Annotated in this window: 14 protein-coding genes; 13 read left to right on the top strand and 1 reads right to left on the bottom strand. The window is 75.2% G+C overall.

The features are described from left to right. The first annotated feature begins 8 nt into the window (after positions 1-8). From FB454_RS16590 to FB454_RS16530, 13 genes are all read left to right on the top strand, one after another. The gene (locus FB454_RS16590) at positions 9-755 is read left to right on the top strand and encodes a YggS family pyridoxal phosphate-dependent enzyme (RefSeq protein WP_013287598.1); all 747 of its coding nucleotides are present in this window, start codon (positions 9-11) and stop codon (positions 753-755) included. Between the two features lie 193 nt (positions 756-948). Beyond that, positions 949-1,650: a cell division protein SepF gene (locus FB454_RS16585; protein WP_145751822.1), complete on the top strand. Its 702-nt coding sequence runs from the start codon at positions 949-951 to the stop codon at positions 1,648-1,650. Positions 1,651-1,678: 28 nt separating this feature from the next. Beyond that, on the top strand, positions 1,679-1,984 hold the full coding sequence (locus tag FB454_RS16580) for a YggT family protein (protein ID WP_013287596.1): 306 nt from the start codon (positions 1,679-1,681) through the stop codon (positions 1,982-1,984). 41 nt (positions 1,985-2,025) lie between these two features. Then, complete coding sequence (locus FB454_RS16575) at positions 2,026-2,829, top strand: DivIVA domain-containing protein (RefSeq protein WP_013287595.1); 804 nt, start codon at positions 2,026-2,028, stop codon at positions 2,827-2,829. A gap of 72 nt (positions 2,830-2,901) precedes the next feature. Continuing rightward, positions 2,902-3,660 (top strand): hypothetical protein, encoded by a 759-nt coding sequence (locus FB454_RS16570; protein ID WP_145751824.1) that lies wholly within the window; start codon positions 2,902-2,904, stop codon positions 3,658-3,660. A 2-nt stretch (positions 3,661-3,662) separates the two neighbouring features. Further along, positions 3,663-3,968, top strand: coding sequence for a DUF167 domain-containing protein (locus tag FB454_RS16565; RefSeq protein ID WP_013287593.1), 306 nt, complete (start codon positions 3,663-3,665; stop codon positions 3,966-3,968). Between the two features lie 22 nt (positions 3,969-3,990). Continuing rightward, positions 3,991-5,496: a potassium/proton antiporter gene (locus FB454_RS16560; RefSeq protein ID WP_013287592.1), complete on the top strand. Its 1,506-nt coding sequence runs from the start codon at positions 3,991-3,993 to the stop codon at positions 5,494-5,496. A 224-nt stretch (positions 5,497-5,720) separates the two neighbouring features. Continuing rightward, a complete protein-coding gene (locus FB454_RS16555; RefSeq protein ID WP_013287591.1) occupies positions 5,721-6,140 on the top strand; it encodes a TraR/DksA family transcriptional regulator in 420 nt (139 codons plus the stop codon). Between the two features lie 66 nt (positions 6,141-6,206). Beyond that, positions 6,207-6,809, top strand: a complete 603-nt coding sequence (gene lspA, locus FB454_RS16550; RefSeq protein WP_013287590.1) for a signal peptidase II — start codon at positions 6,207-6,209, stop codon at positions 6,807-6,809. Next, a complete protein-coding gene (locus FB454_RS16545) occupies positions 6,806-7,750 on the top strand; it encodes an RluA family pseudouridine synthase (RefSeq protein ID WP_013287589.1) in 945 nt (314 codons plus the stop codon). The genes lspA and FB454_RS16545 overlap by 4 nt, the downstream gene beginning before the upstream one ends. Before the next feature lies 1 nt (position 7,751). Next, on the top strand, positions 7,752-8,597 hold the full coding sequence (locus tag FB454_RS16540; RefSeq protein WP_013287588.1) for a hypothetical protein: 846 nt from the start codon (positions 7,752-7,754) through the stop codon (positions 8,595-8,597). Between the two features lie 140 nt (positions 8,598-8,737). Beyond that, positions 8,738-10,279 (top strand): ATPase, encoded by a 1,542-nt coding sequence (locus FB454_RS16535; protein WP_013287587.1) that lies wholly within the window; start codon positions 8,738-8,740, stop codon positions 10,277-10,279. Positions 10,280-10,327: 48 nt separating this feature from the next. After that, complete coding sequence (locus FB454_RS16530) at positions 10,328-11,146, top strand: DUF2567 domain-containing protein (RefSeq protein ID WP_145823158.1); 819 nt, start codon at positions 10,328-10,330, stop codon at positions 11,144-11,146. Here FB454_RS16530 and FB454_RS16525 read toward each other — a convergent pair. Continuing rightward, on the bottom strand, positions 11,112-11,816 hold the full coding sequence (locus FB454_RS16525; protein ID WP_013287585.1) for an LON peptidase substrate-binding domain-containing protein: 705 nt from the start codon (positions 11,814-11,816) through the stop codon (positions 11,112-11,114). The two genes, FB454_RS16530 and FB454_RS16525, sit on opposite strands and share 35 nt — an antisense overlap. Positions 11,817-11,887: the final 71 nt, after the last annotated feature.

Raw genomic sequence — 11,887 nt, 5'->3', positions numbered from 1 at the left:
CCGCGCCGATGACGGAGTCACAGACGGCGGTGCGGCCCGAGCGGCGTGCCGAACTCGCGGCCGGCCTGGCCCGGGTCCGGGCCCGCATCGCCGACGCCTGCGCGGCGGCCGGGCGGCAGCGCGACGAGGTCACACTGGTCGCGGTGACCAAGACGTACCCGGCGGCGGACGTGGTCGCGCTGGCCGGGCTCGGCGTGAGCGACGTCGGGGAGAACCGCGACCAGGAGGCGGCGCCGAAGGCGGAGGCGGTGGCCGCCGCCGGGGCCGCGCCGCGCTGGCACTTCATCGGCCAGTTGCAGCGCAACAAGGCCCGCTCGGTGGTCCGGTACGCCGACGTGGTCCAGTCGGTGGACAGCGTCCGGCTGGCCGCCGCGCTGGACGCCGCCGCCGGCGCGGTCCGGGACCGGCCGCTGGACGTGCTGGTGCAGGTGAGCATCGACGGCGACCCGGCCCGGGGCGGGGCGCTGCCGGGCGCGGCCGATCCGCAGCGAGGGCTCGACCCGGTGGCCGCGGCGGTGGCCGGCGCCGACGGTCTGCGGCTGGCGGGCCTGATGGCGGTGGCGCCGCTGGGCTGGGAGCCGGACCGGGCGTTCGCCCGGCTGGCCGAGGTGGCGGCGGCACTGCGGGCCGATCATCCGGACGCGACGGTGCTGTCGGCGGGCATGAGCGGAGACCTGGAGAGCGCGATCGGGCACGGCGCGACACATGTCCGTGTCGGCAGCGCGTTGCTCGGAATGCGCCCTGCGCTGCGGTAGCCTCACCACGACGGAAGCAAATTACATCAGTGTTGTTCAGGACGGCGTTCCCGTAGCCGGGGGCCGTGACGGGCGGACCGCGAACCGCGCGTCAGGGGATTGCCGATCCGGTCCGGTGGGCATGATCGTCCACTCGTGATCAAGCGACACGGCACGGGGGCGCGTGCCGCACGGCGGACGGAAGGGCGCGGGGATGGGTGCACTGCGCAAGGCGGGGGTCTGGCTCGGTCTCGTCGAGGAGGACGACGAGCGGGCGTACGAGGACGGTGGCTACGACAAGGGTGGCTACCGGGAATCGTCGCGCTACCGGTCGAGCCGGTACGCCGAGGAGTTCGCCGACGAGGACGACGACGAGGCCGAGGAGCCGCCGACGACGCGCGGCCGGCTCGGCGACCGGGGCCGGCTGTCCGAGCGCGCCTCCAGCCGCGCGGTCGACGCCGACCGGGCCGAGGCCGAGCGCCCGGAGCGGGCCGAGCGGTCCAGCGTCCGGTCGATCACCCGGTCCTCCGCCGGTGACACCTCGGGCGCGCTGACCTACCACACCCGGGACAACCTCGCGCTCGCGCCGCAGGCCCAGCCGCGGGAGCGGGAGCGCGTGGCGCCGGAGGACGAGCAGCGCTACCAGATCACCACGCTGCACCCGACCACGTACCGCGAGGCGCGGACGATCGGCGAGCACTTCCGCGACGGCGTACCGGTGATCATCAATCTCACCGAGATGGACGAGGCGGACGCCCGCCGGCTCGTCGACTTCGCCGCCGGGCTCGCGTTCGGTCTGCGCGGTACGATCGAGCGCGTGACCAACCGGGTGTTCCTGCTCTCACCGGCCAACGTCCAGGTCACCGCGGAGGACAAGGCCAAGATCGCTGAGGGCGGCTTCTTCAGCCTGAGCTGAGCCGCACGACCGAGGGACGTCGCCTGCCGTGTTGTCGATCCTGTTCCAGGTGCTCTACCTGCTGCTGTACATCTTCCTAATTGTCCTTTTGGCGCGATTTGTTCTCGGGGCGGTGCTGGCCTATGGTCGCCGCTGGCAACCGGGGCGGGGAGCGTCGGCGGGACTGGAAGTCGTGTGGAGCGTCACTGATCCGCCCCTGCGAGCGTTGAGGCGTGTGATCCCGCCACTGCGAATTGGTACCGTGAGCATCGACCTGGCCTCCCTTGTGCTCCTGGTTATCCTGTTCGTGCTGATGGAGTTCGTGTTTAGGCGCCTGATCTTCGCGTTTGCCTGACCAGAGCGCTTTCGCGGCCGCAACTGACCCGAGGAGTTTCGATGCCGCTGACCCCGGCCGACGTTCACAACGTCGCCTTCAAAAAGCCGCCGATCGGCAAGCGGGGGTATGACGAGGAGGAGGTCGACGCCTTCCTGGACGAGGTCGAGCGCGAGCTGGCCCGTCTGATCGAGGAGAACAACGAGCTGCGCGCCCAGGTGGAGCGCGGCGGTCGGGGTGGCGCTCCCGCCGGCCCCGGCGGTGACGCCCGCCTCGCGGCGGAGCTCAACGACGTCAAGGCTCAGCTCGACCGGGTGCAGCGCGACAAGGCGGCCGCCGAGCAGGCGGCCCGCGCGATGCAGGCCGAGCTGGAGCAGGTGCGCACGCAGGGCGGCCCGGCCGGCGTGACCGGTGACGGCGAGCAGCAGGCGCTGCGGGTGCTCATGATGGCCCAGCGCACCGCCGACGACCACGTCTCCGACGCCCGTCGCGAGGCCGACCAGCTGCTCTCCGAGGCCCGTTCGAAGGCCGAGGAGGTCACCCGGGAGGCGCGCGCCAAGGCCGACGCCCTGGAGCGGGACGCCCGCCAGCGGCACCAGGAGGCCATGGGCGGCCTGGACGCCAAGCGCACCGCGCTGCAGAAGCACATCGAGGAGCTCAAGCAGTTCGAGCGCGAGTACCGCACCCGCCTCAAGGCGTACCTGGAGAGCCAGCTGCGTGACCTCGACGGTCGCGGCCAGGGCCTCGAGGTGGAGATGAACCGCGCCGAGGGCACCCGTGCCGCCGGCAGCAACGGTCTCGCCGCGGCCGGTCTCGCCGGCTCCTACGGCGGTGGCCGCGCGGGCTCGCTCGAGTCCGGCCGCTGATCCCGCGTCGGTGGCCGTCCCCGTGACGGCCACCGACCGCCCAGACCGACACGACGCGGCCGGGGGTGAGCCGTGGTAGCCGCCAGCATCCTGCTCATCCTCGTCGCGGTCGTGCTGCTGATCGCCGGCCTCGCCGGCGGATCCAGCCTCCTGCTCATCGTCTCGATCGCGGCCAGCCTGCTGTCCGCCGTCGCCTTCGTCGCGTTCGCCCGCCAGGCCGCCGCGGCGCGGGCCACGGCCGGCCGGGAGACCGGGCCGCGACTGCGGACCGCGCACACCGTCCCGTCCCCGGACGAGCCGGTGAGCCCGGTCCCGCACCACACGTCCACGTTCGGCACCGGCGGATCCGGGTGGCGGCAACCGCCCGGGTCGCCGGTGACCGAACCGGACGACGCCCCGCCGCCGGCCGCGTACTCGCCGCCGGCCGAGCCGTTCGCCGCCGGGCCGCACACGTCGGCGTTCGACGGCGAGCCCGCCGCCGGGCCGTACGCGGCGCCGGATCCGGTGGCCGCGGACGCGGCGCCCTACTCGCCGCCCGGCCCGCGCGTGCCGGAGACCGCACGGCCCACCTCGCCCGCACCGGGCGAGGCGTTCGACGGCGACCCGCCGGCCGAGTTCCTCTCCACCGGTGAGGTCGCCCGGCTGGTCCGGCTGCCCGACGAGGTCCTGGTGGTCGACGGCCATCCCCGCTTCCACCTGCCCGGCTGCCCGCACCTGGTGGGCCGGGAGGACGAACCGCTGCCGGTCGCCGAGGCGGTCGCGCTGGGCTTCACCCCGTGCGCGCACTGCGCCGCCGCCACCACCCTGCTCGCCGAGGCCCGGCCGCGCTGACCATGACGATCGCGGACACACTCACCGTCGCGGTGCGGGTGAAGCCCGGGGCGGCCCGCGCCCGGGTGGGCGGGCGGTTCGACGGGCCGTACGGTCCGGCGCTCGTCGTCGCGGTGCACGCGCCCGCGGTGGACGGCCGCGCCACCGAGGCGGCCCGGCGCGCGCTCGCCGACGCGCTCGGCATCCGGCCGGCGACCGTGTCGCTGCGGTCCGGCGCGGCCAGCCGGGACAAGCTGTTCCTGGTCGAGCGCCCGCACGACGGGCTGCCCGAGGTGCTGCGCCGGCTGCGCGACGGCAGCACGGCGTGAGGTCCGGTCCGGCCGGCCGGCGATGACCCCGGGGCTCGACGTCGCGCTGCTCGTGGGCGCTGCCGTGCTGCTGGTCGCGGTGGGCGCGGTGCGGTTCTCCACCCGGCTCGGCGTACCGAGCCTGCTGGTCTACCTGGCGCTGGGCGTGCTGCTCGGCGAGGCCGGCCTGGGCATCCGGTTCGACGACGTCGAACTGACCCGGGTGCTCGGCTTCTGCGCGCTCATCGTGATCATCGCGGAGGGCGGGCTGACCGCGCGGTGGAGCACGCTGCGGCCGGTGCTGGGCCTGGCCGCGGCGCTGTCCACGGTCGGCGTCGTGGTCAGCATCGTGGTCGTCGGCGTGGTGGTGCACCTGCTGCTCGGCCTGGACTGGCGGCTGTCGCTGCTCTACGGCGCGGTGCTCTCCTCCACCGACGCGGCGGCCGTGTTCGCCACGCTGCGCCGGTTGCGCCTGCCGCCCCGGCTGGTGGCCGCGCTGGAGGCCGAGTCCGGGGTGAACGACGCCCCGGTCGTGCTGCTGGTGCTGCTGCTGTCCCGCGCCGGGGTCGAGGCCGCCCACCCCTGGTGGTACGAGGTGCTGCTCCTCGGCTACGAGCTGAGCGCCGGCGCGGCGGTCGGTGTCGGCGCGGGCCTGGCCGGCCGGTACGCGCTGCGCCGGGCCGCGCTGCCGTCGGCCGGCCTGTACCCGATCGCGGTGGTCGGCTTCACCGTGCTGGCGTACGCGGCCGGCTCGGTGCTGCACGCCTCGGGCTTCCTCGCCGTGTACGTCGCGGGCGTGCTGCTCGGCAACTCGCGGCTGCCGCACCGCCAGGCCATCCTCGGTTTCGCCGACGGGCTGGCCTGGCTGGCCCAGATCGGCCTGTTCGTGCTGCTCGGCCTGCTGGTCTCGCCGAGCCGGCTGGACGCGGCGGTGCTGCCGGCCGTGATCACCGGGCTGGCCCTGCTGCTGCTCGCCCGGCCGCTGTCGGTGGCGGTCTCCGCGCTGCCGTTCCGGGTGAGCCTGCGCGAGCAGCTGTTCCTGTCCTGGGCCGGGCTGCGCGGCGCGGTGCCGGTCGTGCTGGCGACCATCCCGCTGTCGCTGCACGTGCCGGGCGCGGCCCGCCTGTTCGACGCCGTCTTCGTCCTGGTGGTGATCTTCACGTTGCTCCAGGCCGGGACGCTGGCGCCGGCGGCCCGCCGGCTGGGGGTGACCGCGCCGGCCGAGGCGAGCGAGATCCTGCTGGAGACCGCCCCGCTGGAACGGATGCGCGCCGACCTGCTCCAGATGGAGGTGCCGGCCGGGTCGCGGCTGGCCGGGGTGCACGTGGACGAGCTGCGGCTGCCGGTCGGCGCGGCGGTGACGCTCGTGCTGCGCGACGGTGCCGGTTTCGTGCCGGGCGCCGACACCCGGCTCAAGGTCGGGGACAGCCTGCTCATCGTCGCCACCGCGGGCGTACGGGACGAGACCGAGCGGCGGCTGCGGGCGGTGAGCCGCCGGGGCCGGCTGGCGAGGTGGTTCGGGGAGTACGGCGAGGAGCCGGCCCGCTGATCTGCTACCGTTCCTTTTGCCCCGATTGATGGCAGTCCGGGGCGGATACGTGGGACGACGGTGCGGCACGTTGTCGGACGCCTGTACGTTCCGTATTCTTGCCAACCTCCGGAGTGCACGGCGGGCCCGCTCGCCGTGCACCCTTCCGTACGCGGACGACGCCGACGATGGCGTCCCGCCCACGCACCGCTGACCGCCGCGCCACGCGGCTGAGGGAGCTGACGATGGCGAAGCCAGCCGACACCAGGACCGCCGGTCGCAAGCCGGTGGCGAAGGCCACCCGCAGCGCGGCGGAGACCGAGAAGATCCGGGCCGCCCTGGCGGCACGGCGGGACGAGCTCAACGCCGAGTACGATCAGACGCTGAGCGAGATCACCGAGCTGCAGCGCGACCGGCTGACCGACTCGGCCGGGGACGACCAGGCCGACACCGGCACCAAGACGTTCGAGCGGGAGCAGGAGATCTCTCTCGCCAACAGCATCAAGGAACGGATCACGCAGGTCGAGCGCGCGCTGGAGCGCCTCGACGAGGGTGGCTACGGCTGGTGCGAGCGGTGCGGCAACCCGATCCCGGTGGAGCGGCTCGCCGCGTTCCCGTCGGCCACCCTCTGCGTGACGTGCAAGCAGCTGGCGGAGCGGCGCTGATCACCGCTCCCCGGCGGCCGTACGGCAGACGGTGACCACGCCGTCGCAAGCGTCGATGGGGAGCAGATGACCGCAGCACCGCCCGCCGGGTCCGGCACCACCGAGACGGGCGCCGGCGCGCCCCGCCGTAAGGCCGTCGGCCTGCTGCTCGGCGTGTCCCTGTTCTCGCTGCTGGCGGACCTCGGCACGAAGCAGCTCGCGCTGGCCGAGCTGACCGGCCGGGAGCCGGTGTCGCTGCTCGGCGGCGCGGTCTACCTCAGCCTGACCCGCAACAGCGGCGCGGCCTGGAGCATCGGCTCCGACCACACCTGGATCTTCCCGATCATCACGTTCGTGGTGATCGGGTGGATCGCCTGGATGGCGCTGCGGCTGCGCTCGCTGCCGTGGGCGGTGTCGCTGGGCCTGGTGCTGGGCGGCGCGCTCGGCAACCTGATCGACCGGATCTTCCGCGCTCCAGGGCACTTCGTCGGCCACGTGGTCGACATGATCAGCCTCTTCGACCCGTACGGCCAGGTCTGGCCGGTGTTCAACCTGGCCGACAGCTCACTGGTGTGCGGCGTGGTGCTCGCGGTCTTCCTGGAGCTGACCGGCCGGCAGCGCGACGGCTCCCGGCTGCGCGACGAGAAGCGCGACGACGCCGCCCCGGCCGAGCAGCGGGAGAGCGCGTGACCTCCGCGTTCGCCGCCGGCGGCGACACCCGTTCCCTGCCCGTGCCGGACGGCCTCGACGGCATGCGCCTGGACCAGGCCGTGTCCCGCCTGCTCGGGCTCTCCCGTACCGCCGCCGCCGGCCTGATCGACGCGGGCGACGCGCTCGTCGACGGCGTGGCCCGGCCCAACTCGTACAAGGTCAAGGCGGGTTCGTGGCTGGAGGTCACGCTGCCCGCGCCGGCCGCGCCGCCCGCCGTGGTGCCGCAGGCCGTGCCCGGCCTGACAGTGGTGTACGCCGACGACGACATCGTGGTGGTCGACAAGCCGGTCGGGGTGGCGGCGCACCCGAGCCCGGGCTGGACCGGCCCCACAGTGATCGGCGGGCTGGCCGGCATCGGCCACCGGATCTCCACGAGCGGCGCCGCGGAGCGGCAGGGTGTGGTGCACCGGCTCGACGTGGGCACCACCGGGATCATGGCGGTGGCCAAGAGCGAGCGCGCGTACACCGCGCTGAAGCGGGCGTTCAAGTACCGCGAGGTGGAGAAGCGCTACCACGCCGTGGTGCAGGGTCACCCGGATCCGCTGCGCGGCACCATCGACGCGCCGATCGACAGGCACCCGCACCACGACTACCGCTGGGCCGTGGTCTCCGGCGGCAAGCCGAGCATCACGCACTACGACACGCTCGAGGCGTTCCCCGCCGCCAGCCTGCTCGACGTGCGGCTGGAGACCGGGCGTACGCACCAGATCAGGGTGCACTTCTCCAGCATGCGGCACCCCTGTGTGGGCGACCTGACCTACGGCGCGGACCCGACGCTGTCGGCCCGGCTCGGGCTGTCCCGGCAGTGGCTGCACGCCCGCTCGCTGAGCTTCGCGCACCCGGGCACCGGCGACGAGGTGACGTTCGTCAGCGAGTACCCGGACGACCTGGCCCGGGCGCTGGAGATCCTGCGCGACTGACGTGAGTGACGACGCCGCGCGGCCCCGCCGGTCCCGGTCCGCCGCGCTGACCTGGCTCGCGCTGGCCTGCGCGCTGGTGGTGCTCGTGGTGGCGGTGGCACAGCGGCGGGACCGCCCGGTGAGCGACCGCACTGTGGGCGAGGTGACCCGGGTCGGTGTGACCGGCGGCGCGAGCATCCCGGCGTACCTGCGCGCCGCCGGGGACGAACTGGCCCGCCTCGACGCGCCCGACGGCTACGCGCTGGTCTCGTTCGACGGCTACCTGACCCCGGCGCGGGCGGCCGCCGCGCTGGACGGCACGCGGGTCTCGGCGGTGGTGGCACGGGTGCCGCTGCCCGGCCGGCAGACCGAGATCGTCCGGATCGCGGCGCTGACCCTGCCCCGGGACGTGGTGGCCGGGATGGCCGGCGTCGCGACGCGCAAGGACCGGGAGACCGCGGACTACCGGTCCCGCGCCGCCGCCACCGCCGATCCGGAACTGCGCCGGGTGTACGACAGCGGCGCCGAGGTCGCCGCCCGCGAGGCGGAGGCGTACCGGACCGGCTGCGCCTGCGTCTACGCCGCGGTCGTCAGTGCCCCGCCGGACGCCCTGCGCGGGCTGGCCGGTCGTCCGGGCGTGCGGGTGGTGGACCCGGCGCCGGAGGTGACACGTCTGGACCGGACCGTGTTCACCCCGCCGCTTCCCGAGCAGCGTGACGTGGTCCGGCCGCCGGCCGACACCGGGCCGGCCGAGGCAGGCGGAATGGGCGATTCGTCGGAAGCCGCACGGACGGTGAGCGGACCTTCACCCACCGCCCCCGGGTCCGTCACCGGCTCCGGGGCGCCCAATCCCGCTCCCACCTCCTGAGACATCGGGGCACACGGCGACCGGGCCGATCCCATGGTGCGGCGGGCCACCGGGCGATGTGCGGCGCGGGGAGTGGTCCGAATAGGGTTTCGTTCGTAGCCTGTCAGGCGGAGATCGATGGGCTGGGGGAGGGCGAATCCTTGGACGGCAGCGAGACCGGCTGGGGTCGGCAGGGCGAGCCGGCACCGCGGTGGCGGGCGCTGCTCGACCGGGCCCGGCTCGGCGGTCGCGGCGCGGAGCACGCCGACGCCGACCGGCACGTCGAGGAGCAACCGGCGCCGCCGCCCGACCCGCTGCCCCGCCGTGGCGCGGGCACCGGGTGGACCGGCCGCGCCACCGCCGTCGGCCGGGCCCCCGACGGGTCGTACGGCGCGGAGCCCGCTTACCGGGCCGAGGCCACGTTCCGGGTCGACCCGGCCTTCCGCGCCGATCCCCGGCACGACGGCGAGCCGGCCTACCAGGCCGAACCGGCCTACCGCAGCGACCCCGAGCCGTCCTGGCGCGCCGGGCAGCCCTATCCGCCCGACCCGTCCTGGCGCGCCGACCCGTCGTTCGCGCCCGACCCGCGCCCCGAGCAGCCGTTCACCGCCGAGCCGCGCCCGGAACCGTCCTGGCGGCCCGACCCGGCCCGTCCGGAGCCGCGCGGCCGGGCCGAGGCGCCGGCCGAGTCCCGGTACTCCCTTCTCGACGGCGGCTACCGGCCCGCGCCGCCCCCGCCCGAGTCCCGCTACGCGCTGCTCGACCGGGGCCGCTACCGGCCGGACACGCCGCCCGCCCCGGAGCCGGTGGTGCCCGCGCCCCGCCGCCCGCTGGAGGGCCGCTCCGGCCGGGTCGACGCGGCCCAGGTGCAGTGGCGCGCCCCGGAGCCGGACCCGGAACTGGAACGGGCCACCAGCGTGCTGCGCCGCGAGCTGGGCACCCCGCGGGTGCTCGCCTTCGCCAACCCCAAGGGCGGGGTGCACAAGACCACAGCCACCGTGCTCGCCGCCGCGACGGTGGGCAGCGTCCGCGGGCGCGGCGTGCTCGCCTGGGACGACAACGAGCTGCGCGGCACGCTCGGTCTGCGGGCCGGCAGCGCCCGGCACGCCCGCACCATCCGCCACCTGATCCACGACCTGGCGCAGATCGAGATCCTCGAAGGCAACACGCTGCTGTCGCACCTCGACGACTACCTGCGGCACGCCTCCGACGGCTCGTATGACGTGCTGGCCGGCGAGGAGAGCCCGCGCTTCGCCCAGCGGCTCGACCAGTTCACCGTCAAGCGGGTGCTGGAGCTGCTGCGCCGCACCCACGAGGTGGTCTGCGTGGACACCGGCAACAACGTGGAGAGCCCGAACTGGCGCACCGTCATGCAGGCCGCCGACCAGCTCGTGGTGACCACCGTGCCGCGCGAGGACGCGGCGTTCAGCGCGGACTGGATGCTCGACCTGCTGCACGAGGTGGGCATGGGCGAGCTGGCCGACAACGCGGTCACGCTGATCTCCTGCCCCACGCCGGGGCGTACCTCGTTGCAGGACGACCTGGAACGGCACTTCGCCACCCGGACCCGGGCGGTCGCCGTGGTGCCCTACGACCCGGCGCTGGAGACCGGCTCCTCGATCGAGTACCACCAGCTCCAGGCCGAGACCCGCAACGCCTGGCTCAAGGCGGCAGCGGTGATGCTGGAACCGTTCGCGCGCTGAGCGCCGACCACCGCCCCGCGCCGTGCCCGGGCCTGAGAGGATCAACGGGTGAGTCCGGACACCCCTGAGCCCGAGCGGGCGCGCGAGCGCACCGACGGCACCGACGCGCGTACCGGCGACGCGTGGCCCGAGCGCGAGCAGCCGCCCGGCTGGCCCGGCGGCCTGCCGGTACCCGCCGGCACGCCGGTCACCGCGCCCGGCGCCGACCCGCTCGCCGGATACCCGGGCGTGGTGGCGGAGCTACCCGGCGCCGACGCCACCCGATCCGGCCGCCCGCTGCTCACCACGCTCGGCGTGGTCGCACTGCTCACCGCGCTCGGCGCGCCGCTGGGCCTGCTGTGGGCATGGGCGGCGCCCGCCACCCCGGTCCGGCAGACCCCCGCCGGCACGGTCTACGCGACCACGCAGCCGGAGCAGCCGATCGCCGCGGACGGCTGGTTCAGCCTCCTGACGCTCGGCTTCGGCGTGCTCGCCGCGATCGCCCTGTGGGTGCTGCTGCGCCGCCGGCGCGGCCCGGCTGGCCTGCTCGCGGTGACGCTCGGCGGTCTCGGCGCGGCGGTGGTGGCCTGGCAGGTCGGCCGCCGGATCGGGCTGTCGACGTTCCAGCGGCTGGTGGAGACCGCGCCGCCGGGCACCGCCTTCACCAAGCCCGTCGACCTGCGCGCCGGCGGCGTCGACTGGTACGGCCCGCTGCCGGTGCCGCACGGGAACCTGCTGCTCGCCGCGTTCGGCGCCGCCGTCACGTACACGCTGCTGGCGGGCTGGTCGCGGTGGCCGTCGCTGCGGCCGGAGCCGGAGCCCGACGCGGCCTGGCCGCCGCCCCCGCCCGGGTTCAGTTCGGCGCCGGGGGACCAGCCAGCTCGCTGAGCGGCACCGGCACCGCGCGCACCTGCCGCAGCAACGCCGTCTCCCGGTTGAGCAGGCGCAGCTCGGCGCGCAGCCGCCCGGCGGTGTCGTCGACGGCGAGCAGCCGCTGCCGGTCGGCGACGGTCAGCGCGGCGGTCGCGGCGACCAGGTGCGACAGGACCGTCGGATCCTCCGGCAGCTGCTCGGTGATCTCCTGCTGGTCCGGCCGGATCAGGCCCAGGTATTGCCGGAACACCGAGATCACCCGGGCCGCCAGCAGGTCGGAGACCTCGTCCGGGCCGTCCGGCTCCGGCAGCCACTCCACCTCGGCGGTCAGGTACGGCTCGGCGGAGGCGTCCACCTCGGCGACCCGGAACCGCCGCCGCCCGACGGTGACGATGTCGAAGCCGCCGTCGGCCAGCTCGGTGACCTGCCGCAGCTCGGCGGTGCAGCCCACCTCGTGCAGCGTGACGTCGCCGCCGGGCGGCCCGGAACGCCCCGGCGGCCCGGCCGGCGCGACCTCCCAGCCGGCCTGGATCGCCACCACGCCGAACTCGCGCGGCGCGCCCTCGGGCAGGCCCACGAGGTGGCGCACCAGCGCCTTGTAGCGCTCCTCGAAGATGTGCAGCGGAAGGACCAGCCCGGGGAAGAGGACGGTCCCGAGCGGGAACACCGGCAGCCGTGCGCTCACGTGATCGAGCGTATCGCCAACCCGCCCGCCCGCGCGTGTCCCGGCTCACCGTCCCGGCGTGCGGGCGGCCC

The sequence above is a fragment of the Micromonospora sp. CNZ297 genome, assembly GCF_007827625.1.
Note: the sequence above shows the minus strand (reverse complement) of the source record. Positions and strands in the feature narration are given on the sequence as shown.

Excerpts from the sequence above, each read along its gene's own strand:
- FB454_RS16590 (WP_013287598.1), top strand. The coding sequence starts at position 9 with ATGACGGAGTCACAGACGGCGGTGCGGCCCGAGCGGCGTGCCGAACTC.
- FB454_RS16560 (WP_013287592.1), top strand. The coding sequence starts at position 3,991 with ATGACCCCGGGGCTCGACGTCGCGCTGCTCGTGGGCGCTGCCGTGCTG.
- FB454_RS16555 (WP_013287591.1), top strand. The coding sequence starts at position 5,721 with ATGGCGAAGCCAGCCGACACCAGGACCGCCGGTCGCAAGCCGGTGGCG.
- FB454_RS16575 (WP_013287595.1), top strand. The coding sequence starts at position 2,026 with ATGCCGCTGACCCCGGCCGACGTTCACAACGTCGCCTTCAAAAAGCCG.
- lspA (WP_013287590.1), top strand. The coding sequence starts at position 6,207 with ATGACCGCAGCACCGCCCGCCGGGTCCGGCACCACCGAGACGGGCGCC.
- FB454_RS16585 (WP_145751822.1), top strand. The coding sequence starts at position 949 with ATGGGTGCACTGCGCAAGGCGGGGGTCTGGCTCGGTCTCGTCGAGGAG.
- FB454_RS16565 (WP_013287593.1), top strand. The coding sequence starts at position 3,663 with ATGACGATCGCGGACACACTCACCGTCGCGGTGCGGGTGAAGCCCGGG.